A 22,708-nucleotide genomic window follows, 5' to 3' on the forward strand; every position below is an offset into this window, starting at 1 on the left:
GAATATCAACCCATGACTCAATCTCAACACGCTACCCTGCTCGTCGAGCTGCTGACCGAAGAACTGCCGCCGAAAGCGCTCGCGCGTCTCGGCGACGCTTTCGCCGAAGGCATTGCGCAGCGCCTCGCGGCGCGCGATCTGATCGACGGCGAACCGTCGTTCGAAGGCTATGCGACGCCGCGCCGCCTCGCGGTGATGCTTCACAACGTGCGCGCCGTTGCGCCGGAAAAACACGTGCGCGAAAAAGTGCTGCCGGTTTCCGTCGCGCTCGATAAAGACGGCCAGCCCACCGCGCCGCTCGCCAAGAAACTCGCCGCGCTCGGCTTCCCCGACTTCTCGGTGAACGATCTCGAACGTGCCCAGGACGGCAAGGCCGAGGCGTTCTTCCTGCGCTACGCGGCGCCGGGCGCGACGCTCGTCGACGGCCTGCAGGCCGCGCTCGACGAAACGCTCGGGAAGCTGCCGATTCCGAAGTTCATGACCTATCAGCGCCCGGACGGTTCGAGCGTGCAATTCGTGCGCCCGGCGCATCGTCTGACCGCGCTGCACGGCGAAGAAGTCGTGCCGGTCAGCGCGCTCGGCATCGACGCCGACGACACCACGCTCGGCCATCGCTTCCTCTCCGAAGGCTTCGTGCAGATCCAGCATGCGCATTCGTATGCCGAAACGCTCGAACACAGGGGCCGCGTGATCGCGAGCTTCGCGAAACGCAAGAACGCAATCCGCACGCAACTGCTCGAACAGGCCGGCGACGACAAGGTCGTGATGCCCGAGTCGCTGCTCGACGAAGTGACCGCGCTGGTCGAATGGCCGGTGGTCTACGCCTGCCGCTTCGAGGACGAATTCCTGCAGGTGCCGCAGGAATGCCTGATCCTCACGATGCAGACGAACCAGAAGTACTTCGCGCTGACCGATGCGAACGGCAAGCTGCGCTCGCGCTTCCTGATCGTGTCGAACATCGAGACGGAAACGCCGGACGAGATCGTCGAAGGCAACGAGCGCGTGGTGCGTCCGCGCCTCGCCGACGCGAAGTTCTTCTTCACGCAGGACAAGAAGAAGCCGCTCGCCGACCGCGTGCCGCTGCTCGCGAACGTCGTCTATCACAACAAGCTCGGCTCGGCGCTGCAACGCGTCGAGCGCCTCGAAGGGCTGGCCGGCGCGATCGCCGCGCTGACCGGCGCCGACGTCGCGCTCGCGAAGCGCGCCGCGCGTCTCGCCAAGGCCGACCTCATCACCGACATGGTCGGCGAATTCCCCGAGCTGCAAGGCACGATGGGCACGTACTACGCGCGCCACGACGGCGAGCCGGAAGAGGTCGCGCTCGCCTGCTCGGAACACTATCAGCCGCGCTTCTCGGGCGACGCCTTGCCGACCACCGCGACCGGCACCGTCGTCGCGCTCGCGGACAAGCTCGAAACGCTGGTCGGCATCTGGGGCATCGGCCTGCAGCCGACCGGCGAGAAAGACCCGTTCGCGCTGCGCCGTCATGCGCTCGGCGTGCTGCGCATCCTGGTCGAAAAGCAGTTGCCGGTCGATTTCGTCGAACTGCTGCGCGCCGCCTATGCGCAATTCGCCGGCGTGCCGAACGTCGCCGATTCGACCGACGCGATCTACGAGTTCAGCATGGACCGCCTGCGCGGCCTCCTGCGCGAACGCGGCTATGCGGCCGGCGAAATCGACGCGGTGCTCGCGCTGAATCCGACGCGCCTCGACGACATCGTCGCGCGTCTCGACGCGGTGCGCGAATTCGCGTCGCTCGCCGAAGCGGCATCGCTCGCGGCGGCCAACAAACGCATCTCGAACATCCTGAAGAAGTCGGACGGCGCGGCGAACGGCGGCGTGCAGCCGGCGCTGCTTACCGAGGCGGCGGAAAAAGCGCTGCACGCGCAGCTCGAACAGGTCGCGCCGCGCGTGCAGTCGCAACTGGCCGCGCGCGAGTACACCGGCGCGCTCACCGCGCTCGCCGCGCTGCGCGAACCGGTCGACACGTTCTTCAACGACGTGATGGTCAACGCCGACGACCCGGCGCTGCGTGCCAATCGCCTGGCCTTGCTCGGCGCGTTGCATCAGCAGATGAACTGCGTCGCCGACATTTCCCGACTCGCCGCCTGAGTACCGCGCCATGCCGAACAAGAAAGTGGTGATCCTCGACCGCGACGGCGTGATCAACGTCGACTCCGACGCGTTCATCAAGTCGCCCGACGAATGGATCGCGCTGCCCGGCGCGCTCGAAGCGATCGCGCGCCTGAACCAGGCGGGCTATCGCGTTGCGGTCGCGACGAACCAGTCGGGCATCGGCCGCGGTCTGTTCGACATGGACGCGTTGAACGCGATGCATCTGAAGATGCATCGCATGGCCGCGGCCGTCGGCGCGCGCATCGACGCGGTGTTCTTCTGCCCGCACACGGCGGAAGATCATTGCGAATGCCGCAAGCCGAAGCCCGGCATGCTGAAGATGATCGCCGAACGCTTCGAAATCGATCCGGCACAAACGCATGTCGTGGGCGATTCGCTGCGCGATCTGCAGGCGGGCGCGGCGCTCGGTCATCCGACCCATCTCGTGCTGAGCGGCAAGGGCCGCAAGACGCTCGCGGCCGGCGGCCTGCCCGACGGCACGCTCGTGCACGACGACCTGCGCGCGTTCGCGCTCGACTTTCTCGCCGACGCTCAGGAATAACGCGCGCACCGCGCGTTTCCAACCTTCACCGACCACGCCGATGCGCTTCCTCCGTTCCCTGCTGCTGCTGATCTATTTCGTGCTGGTCACGGTGCCGTATGCGACCGCGTGCTTCATCGCGTTTCCGTTCCTGCGCGCGGAAAACCGCTACTGGATGGCAGCCGGCTGGTGCCGCCTCACGCTGTGGACGGTGCGCTACCTGAACGGCATCCGCTATCGCATCGAAGGTTTCGAGAATCTGCCCGACGGTCCGGCCGTGCTGCTGTCGAAGCATCAGTCGGCGTGGGAAACGCTCGCGTTTCCGGCGATCATGCCGCGCCCGCTGTGCTATGTATTCAAGCGCGAACTGCTGTACGTGCCGTTCTTCGGCTGGGCGCTCGGCATGCTGAAGATGGTTCACATCAACCGCAAGGAAGGCAAGTACGCGTTCGAATCGGTCACGAAGCAGGGCAAGGCGCGCATGGCCGAAGGCGCGTGGGTCATCATGTTTCCGGAAGGCACGCGCACGCCGACCGGCAAGCAGGGCAAGTACAAGACCGGCGGCGCGCGCTTCGCGATCGCGACCGGCGCGCCGGTCGTGCCGATCGCGCACAACGCGGGACGCGTGTGGCCGCGCAACTCGTTTACGAAATATCCGGGTATAGTCACGGTGTCGATCGGCAAGCCGATCGACACGACGGGGCTCACGCCCGACGAAGTGAACACGCGCGTCGAACAGTGGATCGAAGCCGAAATGCGCCGCATCGATCCCTCGGCCTATAGCGCGGCGGCCAGCGACTCCGCCGCCGCCCCCATCTGACGCGCCACGCCCTCGAAGCCCGAAGGCGTATTGCGCGAAGCGAAGCCGATGCAGAAGTCTCCCACGCCGCCGTCCGCTGCGGCGCTCGAAAACCGCCAGCTCGATCTCCCGCTCTTCGCCGAGCCGGGGTCGATGTCGTCGTCCCCTTCACCTGCCGCGCCGGGTTCATCGAATCCGGCACCGGTCATGCCGCCCGCCGTGCCGCTCGCGCCGGACGGCAGCAAGCTGCGCAGTCTCGTCATCGGTTCGCGCACGCTGCACTACGTGCTCAAGCGTTCGGCGCGCCGCTCGATCGGCTTTGCGATCGACAGCACCGGTCTCACGATCACCGCGCCGCGCTGGGTCACGCTCGCCGATATCGAAACCGCGATCACCGAAAAGCAGCGCTGGATTTTCACGAAGCTGATCGAATGGCAAACGCGTGTCGAACAGCGCGCCTTGCCGAAGATCGACTGGAAAGATGGCGCTGAAGTGCCGTACCTCGGTCAGCCGGTGCGCGTCACGCTCGGCGCGCCGCACGGCACGCTCGCGTTCAGCGCCGAGCATGCCGCGCTGCAATTGCCGCTGCCGTTGCAGGCCGATCCGCAGCAGATCAAGGACCGCGTGCAGGGCTGGCTGCAAGGCGAAGCGAAGCGGCTGTTCGGCGAGCGCCTCGCGATTTACGCGCAGAAGCTCGGCGTCAACTATCGCGCGTATGCGTTGTCGTCGGCGGCGACGCGCTGGGGCAGTTGTTCGAGCGACGGCAAGATTCGCCTGAACTGGCGGCTCATTCACTTTCCGCTGTCCATCATCGATTACGTCGTCGCGCACGAACTCGCGCATCTGCGCGAGATGAATCACAGTCCGCGCTTCTGGCAAACCGTCGAATCGATCTTTCCGGAATTTCGCGAGGCGCGGCAGACACTGAAGTCGCATCCGCCGGAGTTGTTGCCGACGCTTTGAGGCATCGCCTCGATTTGCCGCCTCGATGCGCCGCGGCATTTGCAGCATGCCGGTCGCGGCGGTCTTCGTGCCCGCTCCCGAGCGAGCCGCACCCGCCGACGTGCCTCCCGCTCAGGCCGCATCGCCCGCGCGGCGTCGAATTCAGGCTATGAGGCAATCATTTACAATTGCCGTCACTCAACCAGACATTTACCGCCCCACCTTCAAAGGATTACCCATGCGAATCTTGCATACCATGCTGCGAGTCGGCAATCTGGACGCTTCCATCCGTTTCTACACCGAAGTTCTCGGCATGCGCCTGCTCCGCAAGAGCGACTTCCCGGACGGAAAATTCACGCTGGCATTCGTCGGCTACGAGGACGAATCCGAAGCCGCGGCGATCGAGCTGACGCACAACTGGGACACCGATCAATACGACCTCGGAACCGGCTACGGCCATATCGCTCTCGAAGTGGACGACGCCTATGCCGCATGCGAAGAAGTGAAGAAGCGCGGCGGTGTCGTGACTCGCGAAGCCGGTCCGATGAAACACGGCACGACGGTCATCGCCTTCGTGGCCGACCCGGACGGCTACAAGATCGAACTGATCCAGAAGAAGGGCCGCGTCGACTGAGACCCGCGCTTGCCTGGGCCCGGTATCGGAATCACAACGTTCTCGTCACCCCATCGTCCATGAGCACCACGACCGCCTTGCCCGCGCGCCGCGCCCCGGATAGCTTCGCGATCCTGCTGATGATCGGGCTCTGCGCGATCTGGGGACTCCAGCAGGTCGCGATCAAGAGCACCAACGCGGCGCTGCCGCCCGTCTTCCAGGCGGGGCTGCGCTCGGCGATTGCGGCGGTGCTCGTGTGGGCATGGGCGCGCTCGCGCGGCACGCCGCTCTTTCGCGACGACGGCACGCTCGGCGCAGGCCTGCTCGCGGGCGTGCTGTTCGCGGCCGAGTTCATCTGCATCTTTCTTGGGCTGACGCTCACGAGCGCGTCGCGCATGGCGGTGTTTCTCTACACCGCGCCGTGCTTCACCGCGCTCGGTCTGCACTGGTTCGTCGAGGGCGAACGGATGCGGCGCATCCAGTGGCTCGGCATCATCATCGCGTTCGCGGGCATGGCGCTCGCCTTCGCCGACGGCTTCCTGCACACCAGCGCGGCTCACGGCTCGACGCTTGCGGGCGCGGCCGGCGACGCACTCGGCGTGCTCGCCGGCATCGCATGGGCCGCGACGACCGTCGTCGTGCGCGGCTCGCGGCTCGCGCATATGAGCGCGAGCAAGACGCTGTTCTATCAGCTAGCGGTATCGGCGGTGGTATTGCTCGCGCTGGCGCTCGGGCTCGGTCAGATGCGCGTGGACACCGTCACGCCGCTCGCGCTGGCGAGCCTCGCCTATCAGGCGGTGGTCGTCGCATTCGTCAGCTATCTGTTGTGGTTCTGGCTGCTCACGCGCTATATCGCGTCGCGACTCTCGGTGTTTTCGTTTCTCACGCCGCTGTTCGGCGTGACCTTCGGCGTGCTGCTGCTCGGCGAATCGTTCAGCGCGCGCTTTCTGAGCGCCGCGCTGCTCGTGCTGGCCGGCATCGCGCTCGTCAACGCACCGGCACAGGCAAAGCCCGGCAAGGCCTAGGCACGCCGCCGCTCATCTCGCGATCTCACGACGACGGCGCACGCGCCGCTTATTGCGGTGCGCCCTTCGAATTCGCCGCCAGCGCCTGCGCGACGCTCACATATTCGGCCACCGGCACGTCTTCGGCGCGGCGTTGCAGATCGAAGCCGAGCGCCTCGAAATCGACACGGTCGCGCAGCGCGGAAAGCGTATTGCGCAGCATCTTGCGACGCTGCGAAAACGCGGCCGTCACGACTTCGCCGAGCACGTTTGCGTCGACCACCGGCAGCTCGTGCGGCTCGTACGGAATCATCCGCACGATCGCCGAATCGACCTTCGGCGGCGGCTGGAACGCCTCGGGCGGCACGTCGAGCTGCTTGTCGATCACGTAGCGGTACTGCAGCATCACCGAGAGGCGGCTGAACGCCTTGGTGCCGGGCTCCGCGACCATGCGCTCGACCACTTCGTTCTGCAGCATGAAGTGCTGGTCGATCACACGCTCCGCGAACGTCGCCAGATGAAACAGCAGCGGGCTCGAAATGTTGTACGGCAAGTTGCCGACGATCCGCAGCGACGCCTTCTCGCCCGGCGCGGCGAGCGAGCCGAAATCGAACGCGAGCGCGTCGCCCGCATGCAGTTCGAGCAGATTGCCGAATTTCGTTTTCAGACGGCCGATCAGGTCGCGGTCGAGTTCGACCGCATGCAGCGGCGCCTCGGGCGTCGCGAGCCGCTCGATCAGCGGTCCGGTCAGCGCGCCGAGCCCCGGCCCGATTTCGACCATGCGCTCGCCGCGCTGCGGCCGGATCACGTCGACGATCGAATCGATCACGCCCATGTCGACCAGGAAGTTCTGACCGAAACGTTTGCGCGCGAGATGGCCCTGGTGCCGGCCTTGTTGCTGTCTGCTGGTGGACATCGAAGAAACGCCAGAAAGAAAACTGCTTGAGAAAAGGATTGTGCCGCGTACTTGAGCCGCTCATTCGAGCCGCTCATTCGGGCCACTCGCGCGGCGGCCGCCTCAGGCCGTGCGACGATGCCGCGCCATCGACACCGCCGTGTCGATCGCGGCCATCAGGCTGCCCGCATCGGCGCGGCCGGTGCCGGCGAGATCGAGCGCGGTGCCGTGATCGACCGAGGTGCGAATGATCGGCAAGCCGAGCGTGACGTTGATGCCCTCGCCGAACGTCGCGAACTTCAGGACCGGCAGGCCCTGGTCGTGGAACATCGCGAGCACGCAGTCGGCCTCTTCGAGATAGCGCGGCTGGAACAGCGTGTCGGCCGGATAGGGACCGCGCGCGTCGATGCCCTGCGCGTTCGCATGTTGCAGCGCCGGCGTGATGACGTCGATCTCCTCGCGGCCCAGGTAGCCGTTTTCGCCCGCATGCGGGTTCAGCCCCGTCACGAGGATGCGCGGCGCGGGCAGGCCGAAGTGCTGGCGCAAGTCGCGGTCGATGATATGCAGCGTCTCGGCGAGGCTGTCGATCGACAACGCCGCGGAAACGTCTTTCAGCGGCAGATGCGTGGTCGCGAGCGCGACGCGCAGTGGCCGCTTGCCGGTGCCCGCGAGCATCATGACGACACGTGGCGTATGGGTGCGCTCGGCGAGGTATTCGGTATGGCCCGTGAACGGCACGCCGGCATCGTTGATCGTGCTCTTTTGCAGCGGCGCAGTGACGATCGCGTCGAACCGGCCGGCCACGGCGCCGTCGATCGCGGTATCGAGCAGATCGAGCACGTAGCGGCCGTTCGCGGCGTCGAGCTTGCCCGCCTGCGACGGCGCGCCGAGCGCGCGGTGTTCGACGCGCACGCGCTGGCCGTCGGCGAGCAGCGCGGCCCAGTCGACGCCGACGGCGCGCGCGCGTTCGGCGAGCAAGGGCGCGTCGCCGAGCACCGTGAACTGCGCGCCGGGCCAGTGCGCCGCCGCCCCGGCCAACGCCTGCGCGGTCAGTTCGGGACCGACGCCGGCGGGCTCGCCGGTCGTGATCGCGATCTGCAGCGGGAGTTGGGCAGACTGGGCGACGCCTGTCATGGTGACGACCTCGCTTACTGCGCGCTCGACATGACCGGTTTCACTTCCACGTAAGCCGTGTCGCGCAATTCGCGCAGCCAGTCGGCGTAGGCCTGTTCCGCCTTGCGCTGGCCGATCGCCTGGCGCGCGAGATCCATCTGCTGCGAGACCGAGCCTTCCGCATCGCGGCGGCCCAGCACCTGGATCAGGTGGTAGCCGTATTCGCTGCGCACCGGCTCGCTGATCTGGCCGTCCTGCAGCGAGTTCATCGCGCGCTCGAATTCCGGCACCGTCTCGCCCGGGCTGATCCAGCCGAGGTCGCCGCCCTGCGAGGCGGAACCGTCCTGCGAGTAGGTGCGCGCGAACTTCGCGAAGTCGCCGCCCGCGACGATCTGGTTGCGGATGTCGAGCAGCTTCTCGCGCGCCTGCGGCTCCGAGATGCCGTCGCCGACGCGCAGCAGGATGTGGCGCACGTGCGTCTGCACGAGCTTCGGCGCGTCCGCCGTGGTGCCCTGGCCGGCGCGGCGCTCGACGAGGCGCACGATCTCGAAGCCGTCGTTGGTGCGGATCACCTGCGGGTCGACCTCGCCCGGGCGCAGCGTTGCCGCGGCCGTGACGAACTCGGGCGGCAGCTTCGACGGCGCGAGGAAACCGAGGTCGCCGCCGTTCTTCGCCGCATCCGGCGCCTGCGAATTGGCCTTCGCGAGCTTTTCGAAGTTCGCGCCGCCCTTCGCTTCGGCGAGCAGCGCGTCAGCCTTCTTCTGCGCCGCTTCGATGTCGGTCTCCGACGCGTTCAGCGGCGCCTTCAGGAAAATGTGCTGGATGTGCAGATCGTTCGTCTGCCCGGCGTTCGGACCGCGCTGGCTCGCGATGTAGTTCACGACCTCGGCGTCCGTCACCGTGATCTTGCTGTCCACTTCCTTTTCGCGCAGACGCGAGAGCGTCAGCTCGGTGCGCGCGTCGCTCATGAAGGTGGTCCAGGGCACGCCTTCCGACTCGATGCGCGCGCGATACACCGCGAGCGTCATGTTGTTGGCCTGCGCGAGACGTTCGAGCGTGTGCTGCACGGCCGCGTCGTCGACGGTGATGCCGTCTTCCTTGGCTTTCTGCAGCTGGATGCGCTCCAGCACCATCTGCGTGAGCACCTGCTGGCGCAACTGGTCCATCGGCGGAACCGGCGCGTTCTGCTGGTTCAGCCGGCGCGTGATGAGGCCCATGCGTTCGTCGAGCTCACGCTGCGTGATGACGCCGTTGTTGACCACCGCGGCGATCGTGTCGACCGTCTGGCCGCCACTGTCGCTCAACGCCTGCGCCTGCGCCGGCGCAACCGGAAGGAAAGACGCCACGGCGACGAGAGCCGCCGCGAGCGTTGCCAAGCGAAGCTGTTTCATGATTGCCACAGATACTCCAATGATGTCGGGCGCTTCGCCCGTCTTTTCGCAAGCCATGAATGACCGGGCGACCGTCATTCGTAGTTGGTGAACCTCGACTCCGGCGGCGGCGGCGGCGGCAACGGCGTGTAACCGGCCACGCTGGTGCGGAACGCGGTCATCAGCCCGTTGTCGACGCTCGACAACCCCTTGAACGTCAACTGCGCCAGAAACCGCGTGCTCGACTGATTCTGCCCCGAGGTGTTCAGGCCGTTCGCATAGCGCTGGATACCGGCGCCGAGCGTCCAGCAGTCCGCGTCGTATTGCAGGCCGATCAGGCCGTCGACGATCCGGTGGCCGCCGAGGTCGTAATTGAAGCGACCGACCCCGTACACCCGATGCGACAGAGGCCACTGGCCCGAAATCAGCACCTGATTGATCGGCTCGTTGTCGAGCGTGGTGTTGGCGCGCGTGTAGCGGTACGCGACATTGATCACCTTGCCGCTCGCCGGACTGAACCCGAAGCCGACGCTCGTCTTCGTGAGCTGATTGTTGTCGGCATTATATTGGAACGCAGTTTCCGAAGCGAAACCGGCGCCCAGCTTGACCGACGCGCCCGCGATCAGGTCCGAGTGCGTGGCCTCGGTGCTGGTCTGGCTCGGCTCCAGCGTGACGCGCTGATCCTGGAAGTAATACTGCTGCGCGATCACGAAGCGCGCGCGTTCGTCGCCGGTGGCCGGGTTGATGAAGCGCGTGGTGAGACCGACGGTCAGGCGGTTCGCGTCGGCGATCCGGTCGTTGCCGACGAAGGTGTTCGGCGTGAAGATTTCCGCGAGGCCGAAGTCGGAGTCGGCGGTGTCGAAGAGCGGCGCGTTGTCCTGGTTGCGGTACGGCGTGTACACGTAGTACAGGCGCGGTTCCAGCGTCTGGATGTAGTCCTGCCCGAACACGCGCACCGAGCGCTCGAACGTCAGCCCGGTGTCGAACGTGAAGGTCGGGATCGACTCGGTGAAATTCTTCTGCGCATTCGACACGCCCGACAGGTCGGTGCCGATATTGTTCAGGTTATACGACGCGAAGTGCCACTGGATCTTCGGCGTGACGAAGTAGCCCGGCCCCACCACCGAATACGACAGGTACGGGTTGAACAGCACCCGCTGGCCTTCGGTCACGTCGGCCGTCGTAATGCGGAAGTTCGTGTAGTCGGCCTCGGCGCCGAAGTCGAAGCCGCCGACGTTGTACTTCGCGTACTTCACGTTCAACTGCGGCTCGCGGCCGTACGGCGCGACCGACGGCTGCAGCGTCTGCCAGTGCTGCTCGCGCGCGAGCACGGACCACGGTCCGTTGTTGTAGGTCAACCCGGCTTCCTGCTGGTACAGGAGCTGGGTGCCGTTCATGAACTGGTTGACCGACGACGACAGGTCTTCCGGATACGTGTTGTCCGAAACCTTGTTGTAGTAGATGTAGCCGCCGAACCCGTTGCCGAAGTTCTGGTTGTGCTGGATGTACAGCGCGTAGCGGTTGGTCTTCGTCAGGTGATCGTCAGGCAGGAACTCGCCCGTGATCGAGCCGGAGTACGTCGGCGACAGATAGCGGAACGTGCTCTGCAGTTGCACACCGCGCTTCGAGATCAGGCGCGGCGTGAGCGTCAGGTCGCGATTCGGCGCGATGTTGAAGTAATACGGCACCGACAGTTCGAAGCCGTTCGACGAACTCAGCGAGAACGTGGGCGGCAGCAGGCCGCTGCGCCGGTCGCCCGAGAGCGGGAACGACAGCCACGGCGAGGCGAACACCGGCACGCCCTGGAAGAACAGCACGCTGTTGTAGGCGACGCCTTCGTCCGCGCCGGTATCGAAATCGAACTCGCTGCCCTTGATGTACCAGGCCGGATTGTCCGTGCACGAGCAGGCCGTGTAGGTGCCCTTCGTGAACACCGAGCGCTCGGCGTCGAGCAGGTCGACGCGCTGCGCGCTGCCCGAGCCGCCCGTCATGTTGAAGTGGTACTTCGGCGCGTTCATGAAGCCTTCGGTCGAATCGACGCGCAGATGCGCCTCGGGCCCGATGAAGGTGTTGCCGGTGTTGACCACGTGGACATTGCCGTAGGCGTCGGCCATGTCCGTGTCCTGATCGTAGTGCAGCGCGTCGGCCTTGATGACGGCCGTGTTGTGGCGCACTTCGGCCGAGCCCTTGGCCGCCAGATCCTGGTCGATCGTGCCGCTCGCCTGGTCGCCGAGCACGAAGGTGGCGGGCCGCTGGCCCGTCTGCAGCGGATGCTCTTCGAGCTGCGGAGCAAGCTGCATGCCCCACGGCGGATCGATCGCCTGCGGCTGCGCAGCTTCCCCCGCCAGCTGGGCGTGCGCCAGCGCGGGCATGAGGCCCGGAACGGCGATCAACGCCGCGACGAGCCGCCTTTTGCGCGGCATGACTGCACAGGAGGAATTGATTTTGGAAAGCTGTCTAGGCGGCATGTATCGTTTGGCAATCGGCCCGTGCCAACGCTTGCGTCATCGCGATCCACCGCCTGCACACCGCGACCGTGACAGTCGGCTGCACGTCAGGATTTACAGGTTGCCGAACGATAGGGCGGGCGGTGGAACGAAACACGCGCAAGCGGGCGTGCGAGTCGCGTCAAAAAAGTCGTGGGGTATTATATGGCAAGACGTTGCCCCCCAGAATTTGCCGCCGCTTTTCATGACGCCGCCTTCGAACCCAGACCTCACCGACTCCCGTCTCCCCCTGCTCAAAGCCTGGCTGCAAAGCCACGCGGCACGCCATGCGCTCGAGCCCGACAGCCTCGTTCCCGCTTCGTCCGACGCCAGTTTCCGGCGCTATTTCCGGCTCGCCGGCAAGGCGGCGCAAGGCAACGGCGCGGCCACGCTGATCGCCGTCGACGCCCCGCCGCCCGAAAAATGCCGCGAGTTCGCGCAGATCGCGCAGTTGCTCGACGCGGCCGGCGTGCACGTGCCGCGCGTGCTCGAAGTCGATTTCGACGCGGGCTTCATGCTCGTCACCGACCTCGGCACCGCCTCGTACCTCGGCGCGCTGACCGGGGCGCAGACGAGCGGCGACGCGCGCGCGGCCCGCGCGCTGATGCGCGACGCGCTCGACGCGCTGATCCGCTGGCAACTGAGCTCGCGCGAAGACGTGCTGCCGCCGTTCGACGAAGCGTTCCTGCGCCGCGAGATGGAGCTCATGCCCGAGTGGTTCATCGGCCGGCACCTCGGCCGCGAGGTCGACGCCGCGACGCGCGCGCTGCTCGATCGCACGTTCGCGCTGCTGATCGCGAGCGCGCGCGCGCAGCCGCAAGGCTTCATGCTGCGCGATTTCATGCCGCGCAATCTGATGATCGCCGAGCCCAATCCCGGCGTGCTCGACTTCCAGGACGCCGTGTACGGCCCGCTCACCTACGACGTGGTATCGCTGCTGCGCGACGCCTTCCTCAGCTGGGACGAAGAGTTCGAACTCGACTGCTTCGCGTACTACTGGGAGCGCGCCAAAAAAGCCGGCCTGCCCGTCGATGCCGATTTCGGCGAGTTCTACCGCCAGCTCGAATGGATGGGGCTGCAACGCCACATCAAGGTGCTGGGCCTCTTCTGCCGGATCCACTACCGCGACGGCAAGGCGCATTACATGAACGACCTGCCGCGCTTCATCGGCTATGCACGCAAGGTGGCGGAACGTTACGCGCCGCTGCGCCCGTTCGCGAAACTGCTCGACGACCTCGAAGGCCGCGCGCAGGAAGTCGGCTACACCTTCTGAGCGATGAGCCTCTCCGTGAAGAAAGCGATGATTTTCGCCGCGGGCCGCGGCGAGCGCATGCGCCCGTTGACCGACGCGTGTCCGAAGCCCCTGCTCGAAGCGGGCGGCAAGCCCTTGATCGTATGGCAGATCGAGCGCCTCGCGCGGGCCGGCATCGAGACGATCGTCATCAATCACGCGTGGCTCGGCGCACAGCTCGAAGCCGCGCTCGGCGACGGTTCGCGCTGGCAGATCGAGTTGCGCTATTCGGCCGAACCAGGGGGCGAGGCGCTGGAAACCGCGGGCGGCATCGCCTATGCGCTGCCGCTGCTCGAAGACGGGGGCGCGAGCGAAGTGTTCGTCGCGGTCGCCGGCGACGTGTATGCCGATTTCGATTACACGACGCTTACCGCGCATGCCGAACGCCTGCGCGCGCTGCCCGAGCCGGGCATGCATCTGGTGATGGTGCCGAACCCGCCGTTCCACCCGAACGGCGACTTCGGTTTCGCCGATGGCGTGCTGTCGCTCGATACGCCGCCGCGTCTCACGTTCGGCAGCATCGGGCTCTACGACACGCGCATGTTCCGCGCCCTGCCGCTCGGCACGCGGCGCGCGCTGAGCCCGTATTATCGCGAGACGATCGCGCGCGGGCTCGCGAGCGGCGAGCTGTACGAAGGCTTGTGGGAGAACGTCGGGACCCCGGAACAACTGGCAGCGCTCGATCGGCTGCTGCGGGCGCGCTGAGCCGCAGGTGGGTGTACTGAGCCGCAGGCGGGTGCACGGAACCGAAGGCGGGCACAGTTGCCCGCCGCGCGAGCCCAGCCCGAAGTAGAGCCCGCTGCCCCGGCAATCACCGCGCGCCGGCGTCCGCTCCGACCTCGCCCTGCTTCAGGTCCGCCCCTTCCATCGCGTCCGGCGTCTGCGCGGCGCGCTGCTGCAACGCCCACATCTGCGCGAAGAGTCCATTTGCGCGCAGCAACTCCGCGTGCGTACCGCGCTCGACAATGCGCCCCTTGTCCATCACGATGATCTGCTGCGCGTGCACGACCGTCGAGAGCCGGTGCGCGATGATGAGCGTGGTGCGCTCGCGCGCGATCTGGTCGAGCTCGTGCTGGATCGCGCGCTCGGAGCGCGAATCGAGCGCGGACGTCGCCTCGTCGAACAGCAGGATCGGCGGATTCTTGAGGACGGTGCGCGCAATCGCGACGCGCTGTTTCTCGCCGCCCGAGAGCTTGAGCCCGCGCTCGCCGACCGGCGTGTCATAGCCCTTCGGCAGACTCTCGATGAACTCGTGGATATGCGCCGCGCGCGCCGCCGCGATCACTTCGTCGCGCGTCGCCGAGGGCCGGCCGTATGCGATGTTGTAGTAGATCGAATCGTTGAACAGCACCGTGTCCTGCGGCACGATGCCGATCGACGCGCGCAGCGAATCCTGCGTGACGTCGCGAATATCCTGCCCATCGATCACGATCGCGCCGCCCGTCGCGCGGTCGAGATCGTAGAAGCGGAACAGCAGGCGCGCGAGCGTCGACTTGCCCGAGCCGCTATGGCCGACCACCGCCGTCGTCGTACCGGCGGCGATCGTGAAGCTCACGTCGTGCAGAATCGGCCGCGCGGCCTCGTACGCGAAGCTCACGTGCTCGAAGCGCACCTGCGCGCCGGCCACGGCGAGCGGCGCCGCCGCGGGCGCGTCGGGTACTTCCCGGGGCGCGCCGAGCAGCGAGAACATGCGGTCCATGTCGGTCAGGCTCTGCTTCAGTTCGCGATACACGACACCGAGAAAATTGAGCGGAATATAGAGCTGCAACATGAACGTGTTGATGAGCACGAGATCGCCGAGCGTAAGGCGCCCGGCCATTACGCCCTGGGTCGCGCGCCACAGGATGAACACGAGCCCCGTGCCGATGATCGCCTGCTGCCCGAAGTTCAGCGCCGACAGCGAGCGCTGCGACTTGATCGCCGCCGCGCGATAGCGCTTGAGGTTTTCATCATAACGATTCGCTTCCCAGTCCTCGTTGCCGAAGTACTTGACGGTTTCGTAGTTGAGCAGCGAGTCGATCGCGCGCGAATTCGCCTTCGAATCGAGCTCGTTCATCGTGCGGCGAAAATGCGTGCGCCACTCCGTGACCTTCACCGTGAACACGATGTACACCGCGAGCGCGACGAACGTGACGATCGCGTAATAGGCCTCGTATTTGACGACGAAAAAGCCGAGCACGAGACCGACTTCGACGAGCGTCGGCAGGATGCTGTAGAGCGAATAGGAAATCAGCTGCGTGATGCCGCGCGTGCCGCGCTCGATATCGCGCGACATGCCGCCCGTCTGCCGTTCGAGATGAAAGCGCAACGACAGCGCATGCAGATGGCGGAACACCTTCAGCGCAAGCTGGCGCACCGCGCTTTCGGTCACTTTCGAAAACAGGATCTCGCGCAGCTCGGTGAAAAACGAGGTCGACAGGCGCACCACCGCATACGCGACCACGAGCAGGCCGACGCCGCCGAGCAGCACGATGCCGGGCGCGTCCTGGGCGCGGCCGAGCGCGGTCAGATGCTGCACGGACGCGAGGCTGTCGACGATGCGCTTCATCACGATCGGCACGCCGAGATTGGCGACCTTCGCGCCGATCAGACAGCTCAGCGCGAAGCCGACGCGCCATTTGTAGGTGGCGAGGTACGGCAGCAGCGACAGGATCGTCTGCCAGTCGTTGCGAGGCTGGGTGGAAATCGGCGAGGGTTCGGACGAAGGCGAGCGGCGCATGGGGTCGGCTGGGGAAATAGGTGGAACTGCCGGAGCGCGCGGCGACGCGTGAGGTTCGCACCGCACATGACCCGGGCGAGCCGGCCGCAGCGCCCGATCCTGCCTGTGACGCTTCGGGCGGCTCGCGCTTCGCTGGGCTGGGCGCTTTCCCGTACAATTCCTGATCTTCGCATTGTCGCAGAAGCCGGCTGGCGCCGCTTTTCATGGGCCGCGGGCGTCACGCCCCGGCCGCCCGCCCGGGGCCCACGGTCAAGGCGCTCCAGCCCATACGCCGATACGCGTGAACACGTTTCCCAAGGATGTCCCGATGACCGATCTTCTGCAACTTCCGTCCAAATCCTGCGCGCTGCGCGTGATGCCGCAACCGGCGGACGCGAACATCCACGGCGACGTGTTCGGCGGCTGGATCATGGCCCAGGTCGACATTGCCGGCTCGATCCCGGCAAGCCGTCGCGCGAACGGGCGCGTCGCGACAATTGCGGTCAATTCGTTCCTGTTCAAGCAGCCGGTGTTCGTCGGCGATCTGCTGAGCTTTTACGCCGATATCATCAAGACCGGCAACACGTCGGTCACGGTGTCGGTCGAGGTTTACGCGCAGCGCATGAGCCTCGCCCAGGAAGTCGTGAAGGTCACCGAAGCCACCCTGACCTACGTCGCCACCGACAGCAACCGCCGGCCACGCCCGCTGCCCGCGCTCGGCTGAGCCGCCGGCGCCTCAGGCCGTCTCCAGCTCCTTCACCAGTCCGCCGTTCAGCAGCGCCGAAATCGCATCGGTCGACAACGGCTTCGCGAAGTAATAGCCCTGCATTTCGTCGCACTCGCGCTCGCGCAGGAAATCGAGTTGCGCGGACGTCTCCACGCCCTCGGCGATCACCTGCAGCTTCAGCGAATGCGCGAGCGCAATGATCGCCGAGGTGATCGTTTCGTCGTCGCCCGAGACGCCGATATCCGACACGAACGAGCGGTCGATCTTGAGCCGATCCACCGGGAAGCGCTTCAGGTAGCTCAAGCTCGAATAGCCGGTGCCGAAGTCGTCGATGGCAAGACCGATGCCGAGCGCGTGCAGTTCGTTGAGCATCGACACGGCTTCTTCGGCGTTGCGCATGATCGTGCTCTCGGTCAGTTCGAGTTCGAGGTACTTCGGTTCGAGCCCGGTTTCGGCGAGCACCTGCATGACGAGCTTCGCGATGTCGCGCTGCTGGAACACGCGCGCCGACAGGTTCACCGACACGCGCGCGGGCGGCAGCCCCTCGTCCTGCCACGCCTTGTTCTGGCGGCACGCTTCGCGCAGCACCCATTCCGACAGCGGACCGATCAGCCCGCTCTCTTCCGCGAGCGGAATGAACGACGACGGCGGCACGAGCCCGACCTCGGGGTCGTGCCAGCGCACCAGTGCCTCGATACCGACGATCTGCCCGCTGCCGATATCGACTTGCGGCTGGTAATGCAGCAGAAACTCGTTGTCGCGCAGCGCGCGGCGCAAACGCCGTTCGAGATTCAGGCGCACGCCCGCGCTCGCGTTCATCTCCGGCTGATAGAACTGGAACGTGTTGCGGCCCATGTCCTTCGCGCGATACATCGCGACGTCGGCCTTCTTCATCAGCGTTTCGGCGTCGTCGCCGTCCTGCGGGAACAGGCTCGCGCCCATGCTGCAACCGACGTACAGCTCGTTGCCGTCGAGCCAGACCGGCTCCGCGATCGACGAGCGCACGCGCTCCATCCACGCGATCAGCGATTTTTCGTCGACGGTGTCGGTCATCACGATCACGAACTCGTCGCCACCGTGCCGCGCGATCGTGTCGCTCGTGCGCGAGCAGCGCGTGAGCCGTTCGGCGACCACGCCGAGCAGCCTATCGCCGACGCTGTGGCCGAGGCTGTCGTTGACGTTCTTGAAGCCGTCGAGATCGAGGAACACGACCGCCACGCCGCTGTGATGCCGCCGCGCGAGAACGAGCGCATGTTCGAGCCGGTCGCGCAGCAGATTGCGGTTCGGCAGCCGCGTGAGGCTGTCGTAATTGGCCTGATATTCGAGCTGCTCCTGATAGCGGATCAACTCGGTCACGTCATTGATCACGCCGATGTGATGCGTAATCACGCCATCCGCATCCGGCACCGGCGCGATGAACAGCTGATTCCAGAACAGCGCGCCGTCCTTGCGATAGTTGCGCACCACCGCGCTGACCTCGCGGTTCGCCGCGAGCGCCTCGCGAATCAGCGCGACGCCTTCCTGCTCGCGGTCGTCGCGTTGCAGCACGCGGCAGTCGTGGCCGATCACCTCGGCGGGATCGTAGCCGGTGATGCGCATGAAGGCCGGGTTCACGTATTCGATCAGGTTGCCCGCCGGCGACGGCGCCGTAATCAGGATCGCGTTGACGCTCGCGTCGAGCGCGCGGCTTTGCAGACGCAGCGCGAGGTCGGCGCGCTTGCGCTCGGTCACGTCCTGGTACGAGCCAAGCACGCCGATCACGCGGCCGTCGCCGTCGGTGAACGGCTGCTTGCTCGTGATGCGCGTGCGGTACTCGCCGTCGATCATCAGTTCGACTTCGTAGTTCATCTGCGGCACGCCGGTGCTGACCACTTCGGTGTCGTATTCGGTCATCTCGCTCGCGAACTTGCTCCACGGCAGATCGGCGTCGCTCTTGCCGACCACCTGCTCGGGATACGCGAGCCCCGCGTCGCGCGCGAACGCCATGTTGCAGCCGAGATAGCGCGAGTTCAGATCCTTCCAGAAAATGCGCTGCGGAATGCTGTCGATCACGGCTTCGAGCATCTGGTTCGAGCGCCGCGCTTCGGCTTCGGCATTGATCTGCTCGGTGACGTCGTCGGCAAGCACGAAAAACGCGTCGCAGCCCATGAAGTTCAGCGCGTGATACGACACGTCGACGCTGATGATCGTGCCGTCCTTGCGGCGGTGACGCCAGATACCCGCCATCGTGTGGCCGTGAACGACTGCCGGGCAGCGGGCGAGATGCGCTTCGAGGCGCGCGATCTCGGGCTGCGTGCGGATCGCACGAATCGTCATGCCGAGAAACTCGCTTTCCGAGTAGCCGTATTGCTGGACCGCAGCCGCGTTGACGGCGAGAAAGCGCAGCGTCTCGCGATCGAAGATGTACATCGGCGCGGCGTGATCGTCGAACAGGCTGCGAAAGCGTTGTTCGCCGCGCACGAGCGCGCGGGCGCTGTGCAGCTTTTCGCGCGCGCTGCTCTCGCGCGCGCCGAACGTCATGATGAGCAGCGTGCTGCCGGCGAGCATCGTCACGATCAGCACGAAAGTCGCGCGTTCGCCGTCGCTCGCCGCCGCTGCGAGGGAGTTCTGCAACGCGCGGTTTTCCTCGGCGCGCAGCGCGGCGAGCGCCGCCTGCACACGTCTGAGCGCGGGCGTGAGACGCGTGGGCGCGGCCGCCTCGCTCGACGCCTCCGGCACGGCGGCCGTGCTCTGCCGCTCGGCGTCGATGTCGTGTTGCAGCGCGAGACTGTCCGTGGAAAGCCGGGTCAGCGCGCCGCTCATCAACGGCTCGTCCGTGAAGTCGTCGCGCAGCTCGAGCTCCAGGCTGACGAGCTTCGAGCTCGTCGCGGCGGCCGTGTCGAGCGGCGCGCGCTGGCCCGACGCTTCGAAGCGGCCGAGCGCGGCAAGCGCGTTGTCGAGCGTCGCCCGGTAGGCATCGAGGTGCTGGCGCACGCTCGTCGAACGCAACATGCGCACGTCGGCGTCACTTTGTCCGCGGATCTGCGTGTAGGCGACCAACGCGTTGGCGCCGACCGCCACGACGACGACCGCCAGGTTGATCAGCAGCCGCTTCGATAAGAAAGAATTCATGGATTCCGAACGTCAATCGTTCCGAGGGCGGAAGCGCTCGCTTTCGGTGCGTCCTGCGGCATCGATGCGAATCTTTTTACGCGCTAACTTATGGATAACGACCGCGTTGCGAAAAGATTGAGGGAGGGAAGGAAAAAATACCGTCGCGGGATAGCGGCCGCGAGCGATCGGAGGTAGAGGGCGAGAGGCGGGGCGAGGCTCGGGATACGTCGGCGCTGGGACCGAAAGCGAGGTGGCTTCTTTGGAGTCCCTTCGTGGATCGAGCGTTCGATCAGTATCGCAATGCTGACTCTTTTATAGAATCGCATTGCACTATGACAGGACGATGTTGGACCTTGCCTCGCCGATGAACGGCACGTCGCGCCGATCGCGGCACGACACGCGCAAGACAAGCGGCCGCGCCTAGCCGGCCGCGCCGAACTCCTTCATCGCCGGGACGAAGTCGTGATTCGCCTCGGACTTGCGCGACAGCTTGGCGAGCACGTAGCGCTTGAACGGATCGAGTTCGGCCCAGCGCGCGACGCTCGGCGCGGCGAGGCCCGCGAGTCCCGCCTGATGCGCGACGCCTGCGGGCACGTCGTCGATGCGGCGCCATGCGGGGGCGGCTTCGGGCGTGAACCACTCCGGCTCGACGTTCGCGTGAGTGCGCAGCATTTCGAACAGCGCGTGATCGAAGTTCGGTTCGGTTTCGATGTCCTCGTCGACCGGAAAGCGTGCGAGCAGCTTGCGGTCTTCGAGCGGCAACTGCTGCCATTGATCGAGCGAAATACGCAGCCCGAAACGATCGAGATTGAAGCGCACCGACATCGGGATATAGGTGAAATTCTCCGAAGACGCGACTTCGAAGTCGAACAGAAGCGGGGCTTCGTTGAGTGCCATGACCAGGCTCCTTCGCGGTGACGGACAGCATGCGGGCGTCGCTTGAGGTATTTTAGAACCTTATTCGCGCGACATCGCGGGCAAACGCCCGTGAGCGCGGCATGGTACAGGAGCAAAGCAGCTTGAACGGACAGGAAATCGGGCAGAACGGCAGGCAGGGAATCGGCCAGGACCACGCGCCCAATAACGCTCAGCGAGGCGGCACGGACCACGACGCCACCGAACAACCCGGCGCGGTGCAGCGCGAGGTGCGCCGGCATCGCGGCGCGCAGGTCGAAACCGTCACCGATCACGTCGGCCAGGAATGGCCGGTCGCGCTCGTCTTCAACGGCATTTCGCATGCGGTGATGATGTGTACGCCGCGCGACCTCGAAGCGTTCGCGGTCGGCTTCGCGATTTCGGAAGGCATCGTCGAGCGTGGCAGCGACATTCGGGACATCGAGGTCGAATTGCACGACGACGGCGAGCTGCCGCACGCGGAAGTGCAGCTACAGGTCGTGCAACAGGCGTTCGTCGCGTTGAAGGAAAAGCGCCGCGCGCTCGCGGGGCGCACCGGCTGTGGCGTATGCGGGATCGAAAGCATCGATCTGCTCGATCTGAAGCCGGCTCGCGTGCCCGACACCGGCTTTCTGCAACGGCTCGCGCCCGATGCGATCGCGCGCGCCGCGCGTGCCCTGCCCGAGCATCAGGCGCTCACGCGTCTGACGGGCGGCCTGCACGCGGCCGCGTGGTGCGATGCGGCAGGCGCGATCCGCCATGCGTTCGAGGACGTCGGCCGCCACAACGCGCTCGACAAACTGATCGGCCAGCTCGTGCTCGATCGCGCGGATACGCGTGACGGCTTCGTGTTTCTGTCGAGCCGCGCGAGTTATGAACTCGTGCGCAAGGCCGCGCGCGTCGACGTGCCGATGCTCGCGACGATCTCCGCGCCGTCCTCGCTGGCGATTACGATTGCGCGTCAGGCGGGCGTGCGGCTCGTGAGCTTCTGCCGCGAAAGCAGCTACGTCGATTACGACACGGGGCAGCCGCCGCAAGCGTGAGCGATTGAAGCGGCGGTCAGCCCCGAACCGCGCCATCTCGGCTCACGCCGCTTCAACTACGGCACATCTGCGCCAGCGGGGCGGGGCCGATCGAAGCGATCAAGCAATAAAGCGGCAATAAAGCGACGAGGAGTGCCGATGCACCGCAACGGCCGGCACCGCCAACCCGGCGCGGCGCGGTGCCATGTATGCCGCCCCCGCCTCAATCGAACTGCCGGAAATCCGGCTTGCGCTTCTCGAAGAACGCCTTGAACGCCTCGCGTGCTTCGGGCGCGAGCAGCATCTTGCCGAAGTGCACGGCCTCCTCGCTCATCTGCGTTTGCAGTTCCTGGCGGCTCGCGTGCTTCATCAGACTCTTCGTCACGCGCAGCGACGAAGCCGGCAACGCCGCCAGCTTCGCGGCCTGCGCCGCCGCGAACGCATCGACCTCGCCGGCCGGCAGCACACGATTGACGAAGCCCATGCGGTGCGCCTCGGCCGCGTCGAACGCCTCGCCGAGCAGCAGTTTTTCCGCCGCCGCCTGATAGCCGCCCACGCGCGGCAGCAGCAGGCTCGACGCCGCTTCCGGGCACAGCCCGAGCTGCGTGAACGGCAGCGAGAAGCTCGCGGTATCGGCCGCATAGACGAGATCGCAGTGCAGCAGCAGCGTCGTGCCGATGCCCACCGCCGGCCCCGCGACCGACGCCACCACCGGCTTCTCCGCCGAGCTGATCGCACGCAGGAACTGGAACACCGGCGCGTTCTCGCCCATCGGCGGGGTCTTCATGAAATCGTCGAGATCGTTGCCGGCGCTGAAAATGCCGGCGCTGCCGCGCATGAGGATCGCGCGCACCGACGCGTCGCGCTGCGCCTCGACAAGCGCATCGGCCATCGTCTGATACATCGCGGCCGTGATCGCGTTCTTCCTGCCGGGCCGGTTGAAAGCGATCGTCAGCACCGCGTCGGCGCGCTCGACCAGAATATCCGTCGTCATCCCGTTCATCTCCTTTCGGTCCTGCCGAATGTAAAAACGGTCCGCAAGCCTCGCGGCCTGCGAACCGTTGCGCGGCTAGTGGTACACCGCGTGAGTCATGGGGTGGATCAC

At 66.1% G+C, this 22,708-nt stretch carries 18 protein-coding genes; 10 read left to right on the forward strand and 8 right to left on the reverse strand.

Going from position 1 to position 22,708, the window contains the following annotated elements; all coding sequences use genetic code 11:
• Nucleotides 1–12 precede the first annotated feature (12 nt).
• The 6 genes from glyS to F3J20_RS23860 all read left to right on the forward strand — a co-directional run bounded on the left by glyS (nt 13) and on the right by F3J20_RS23860 (nt 6,035).
• Nucleotides 13–2,112 carry a glycine--tRNA ligase subunit beta gene (gene glyS / locus F3J20_RS23835; protein WP_167035887.1) on the forward strand — a complete coding sequence of 700 codons (2,100 nt, stop codon included), beginning with the start codon at nt 13–15 and terminating at the stop codon, nt 2,110–2,112.
• 10 nt (nt 2,113–2,122) lie between these two features.
• On the forward strand, nt 2,123–2,677 hold the full coding sequence (gene gmhB / locus F3J20_RS23840) for a D-glycero-beta-D-manno-heptose 1,7-bisphosphate 7-phosphatase (protein WP_167035884.1): 555 nt from the start codon (nt 2,123–2,125) through the stop codon (nt 2,675–2,677).
• A 40-nt stretch (nt 2,678–2,717) separates the two neighbouring features.
• On the forward strand, nt 2,718–3,476 hold the full coding sequence (locus tag F3J20_RS23845) for a lysophospholipid acyltransferase family protein (protein WP_167035881.1): 759 nt from the start codon (nt 2,718–2,720) through the stop codon (nt 3,474–3,476).
• A 48-nt stretch (nt 3,477–3,524) separates the two neighbouring features.
• Nucleotides 3,525–4,418, forward strand: coding sequence for a SprT family zinc-dependent metalloprotease (locus F3J20_RS23850; protein ID WP_167284712.1), 894 nt, complete (start codon nt 3,525–3,527; stop codon nt 4,416–4,418).
• A gap of 217 nt (nt 4,419–4,635) precedes the next feature.
• Complete coding sequence (gloA, locus tag F3J20_RS23855) at nt 4,636–5,031, forward strand: lactoylglutathione lyase (RefSeq protein ID WP_167035875.1); 396 nt, start codon at nt 4,636–4,638, stop codon at nt 5,029–5,031.
• 59 nt (nt 5,032–5,090) lie between these two features.
• Nucleotides 5,091–6,035, forward strand: coding sequence for a DMT family transporter (locus F3J20_RS23860; protein ID WP_167035872.1), 945 nt, complete (start codon nt 5,091–5,093; stop codon nt 6,033–6,035).
• A gap of 49 nt (nt 6,036–6,084) precedes the next feature.
• Here the strand turns inward: F3J20_RS23860 and rsmA are convergent, their stop codons facing one another.
• The 4 genes from rsmA to F3J20_RS23880 form a co-directional block, all read right to left on the reverse strand.
• Nucleotides 6,085–6,930, reverse strand: coding sequence for a 16S rRNA (adenine(1518)-N(6)/adenine(1519)-N(6))-dimethyltransferase RsmA (rsmA, locus tag F3J20_RS23865; protein WP_167035869.1), 846 nt, complete (start codon nt 6,928–6,930; stop codon nt 6,085–6,087).
• Nucleotides 6,931–7,032: 102 nt separating this feature from the next.
• Complete coding sequence (gene pdxA, locus F3J20_RS23870) at nt 7,033–8,043, reverse strand: 4-hydroxythreonine-4-phosphate dehydrogenase PdxA (protein WP_167035866.1); 1,011 nt, start codon at nt 8,041–8,043, stop codon at nt 7,033–7,035.
• Between the two features lie 14 nt (nt 8,044–8,057).
• A complete protein-coding gene (locus F3J20_RS23875) occupies nt 8,058–9,422 on the reverse strand; it encodes a peptidylprolyl isomerase (RefSeq protein WP_345889912.1) in 1,365 nt (454 codons plus the stop codon).
• 65 nt (nt 9,423–9,487) lie between these two features.
• Complete coding sequence (locus tag F3J20_RS23880; RefSeq protein ID WP_240158595.1) at nt 9,488–11,815, reverse strand: LPS-assembly protein LptD; 2,328 nt, start codon at nt 11,813–11,815, stop codon at nt 9,488–9,490.
• Between the two features lie 268 nt (nt 11,816–12,083).
• Here F3J20_RS23880 and F3J20_RS23885 point away from each other — a divergent pair, with 268 nt between their 5' ends.
• Together F3J20_RS23885 and murU are read left to right on the forward strand one after the other, a co-directional pair.
• Entirely contained in the window at nt 12,084–13,151 is a 1,068-nt protein-coding gene (locus tag F3J20_RS23885; protein ID WP_167284713.1) for a phosphotransferase, read from the forward strand.
• Nucleotides 13,152–13,154: 3 nt separating this feature from the next.
• Entirely contained in the window at nt 13,155–13,874 is a 720-nt protein-coding gene (murU, locus tag F3J20_RS23890; RefSeq protein WP_167284714.1) for an N-acetylmuramate alpha-1-phosphate uridylyltransferase MurU, read from the forward strand.
• A gap of 106 nt (nt 13,875–13,980) precedes the next feature.
• Here murU and F3J20_RS23895 read toward each other — a convergent pair whose 3' ends face one another.
• Entirely contained in the window at nt 13,981–15,888 is a 1,908-nt protein-coding gene (locus tag F3J20_RS23895; RefSeq protein ID WP_167284715.1) for an ABC transporter ATP-binding protein/permease, read from the reverse strand.
• A 307-nt stretch (nt 15,889–16,195) separates the two neighbouring features.
• On the opposite strand from F3J20_RS23895, the gene F3J20_RS23900 reads away from it, so the two are divergent.
• Nucleotides 16,196–16,591: an acyl-CoA thioesterase gene (locus F3J20_RS23900; RefSeq protein WP_167035848.1), complete on the forward strand. Its 396-nt coding sequence runs from the start codon at nt 16,196–16,198 to the stop codon at nt 16,589–16,591.
• Nucleotides 16,592–16,603: 12 nt separating this feature from the next.
• Here the strand turns inward: F3J20_RS23900 and F3J20_RS23905 are convergent, their stop codons facing one another.
• Together F3J20_RS23905 and F3J20_RS23910 are read right to left on the reverse strand one after the other, a co-directional pair.
• Nucleotides 16,604–19,705: an EAL domain-containing protein gene (locus F3J20_RS23905; RefSeq protein ID WP_167035845.1), complete on the reverse strand. Its 3,102-nt coding sequence runs from the start codon at nt 19,703–19,705 to the stop codon at nt 16,604–16,606.
• A gap of 402 nt (nt 19,706–20,107) precedes the next feature.
• Complete coding sequence (locus F3J20_RS23910) at nt 20,108–20,584, reverse strand: nitrate reductase associated protein (protein ID WP_167035841.1); 477 nt, start codon at nt 20,582–20,584, stop codon at nt 20,108–20,110.
• Between the two features lie 122 nt (nt 20,585–20,706).
• On the opposite strand from F3J20_RS23910, the gene fdhD reads away from it, so the two are divergent.
• A complete protein-coding gene (gene fdhD / locus F3J20_RS23915) occupies nt 20,707–21,624 on the forward strand; it encodes a formate dehydrogenase accessory sulfurtransferase FdhD (RefSeq protein ID WP_205192434.1) in 918 nt (305 codons plus the stop codon).
• Between the two features lie 202 nt (nt 21,625–21,826).
• Here fdhD and F3J20_RS23920 read toward each other — a convergent pair whose 3' ends face one another.
• Nucleotides 21,827–22,597 carry an enoyl-CoA hydratase gene (locus tag F3J20_RS23920; RefSeq protein WP_167035838.1) on the reverse strand — a complete coding sequence of 257 codons (771 nt, stop codon included), beginning with the start codon at nt 22,595–22,597 and terminating at the stop codon, nt 21,827–21,829.
• Between the last annotated feature and the right edge of the window lie 111 nt (nt 22,598–22,708).

The sequence above is a fragment of the Paraburkholderia sp. Cy-641 genome (genome assembly GCF_011752945.1).
In the GTDB taxonomy this organism is placed as follows: Bacteria; Pseudomonadota; Gammaproteobacteria; order Burkholderiales; family Burkholderiaceae; genus Paraburkholderia.

Bases quoted from the DNA above. Each gene is read 5' to 3' on its own strand.
- glyS (WP_167035887.1), top strand. From the start codon at position 13: ATGACTCAATCTCAACACGCTACCCTGCTCGTCGAGCTGCTGACCGAA.
- gmhB (WP_167035884.1), top strand. From the start codon at position 2,123: ATGCCGAACAAGAAAGTGGTGATCCTCGACCGCGACGGCGTGATCAAC.
- F3J20_RS23845 (WP_167035881.1), top strand. From the start codon at position 2,718: ATGCGCTTCCTCCGTTCCCTGCTGCTGCTGATCTATTTCGTGCTGGTC.
- F3J20_RS23850 (WP_167284712.1), top strand. From the start codon at position 3,525: ATGCAGAAGTCTCCCACGCCGCCGTCCGCTGCGGCGCTCGAAAACCGC.
- gloA (WP_167035875.1), top strand. From the start codon at position 4,636: ATGCGAATCTTGCATACCATGCTGCGAGTCGGCAATCTGGACGCTTCC.
- F3J20_RS23860 (WP_167035872.1), top strand. From the start codon at position 5,091: ATGAGCACCACGACCGCCTTGCCCGCGCGCCGCGCCCCGGATAGCTTC.
- rsmA (WP_167035869.1), bottom strand. From the start codon at position 6,930: ATGTCCACCAGCAGACAGCAACAAGGCCGGCACCAGGGCCATCTCGCG.
- pdxA (WP_167035866.1), bottom strand. From the start codon at position 8,043: ATGACAGGCGTCGCCCAGTCTGCCCAACTCCCGCTGCAGATCGCGATC.
- F3J20_RS23880 (WP_240158595.1), bottom strand. From the start codon at position 11,815: ATGCCGCGCAAAAGGCGGCTCGTCGCGGCGTTGATCGCCGTTCCGGGC.
- F3J20_RS23885 (WP_167284713.1), top strand. From the start codon at position 12,084: ATGACGCCGCCTTCGAACCCAGACCTCACCGACTCCCGTCTCCCCCTG.
- murU (WP_167284714.1), top strand. From the start codon at position 13,155: ATGAGCCTCTCCGTGAAGAAAGCGATGATTTTCGCCGCGGGCCGCGGC.
- F3J20_RS23895 (WP_167284715.1), bottom strand. From the start codon at position 15,888: ATGCGCCGCTCGCCTTCGTCCGAACCCTCGCCGATTTCCACCCAGCCT.
- F3J20_RS23900 (WP_167035848.1), top strand. From the start codon at position 16,196: ATGACCGATCTTCTGCAACTTCCGTCCAAATCCTGCGCGCTGCGCGTG.
- F3J20_RS23905 (WP_167035845.1), bottom strand. From the start codon at position 19,705: ATGAATTCTTTCTTATCGAAGCGGCTGCTGATCAACCTGGCGGTCGTC.
- F3J20_RS23910 (WP_167035841.1), bottom strand. From the start codon at position 20,584: ATGGCACTCAACGAAGCCCCGCTTCTGTTCGACTTCGAAGTCGCGTCT.
- F3J20_RS23920 (WP_167035838.1), bottom strand. From the start codon at position 22,597: ATGACGACGGATATTCTGGTCGAGCGCGCCGACGCGGTGCTGACGATC.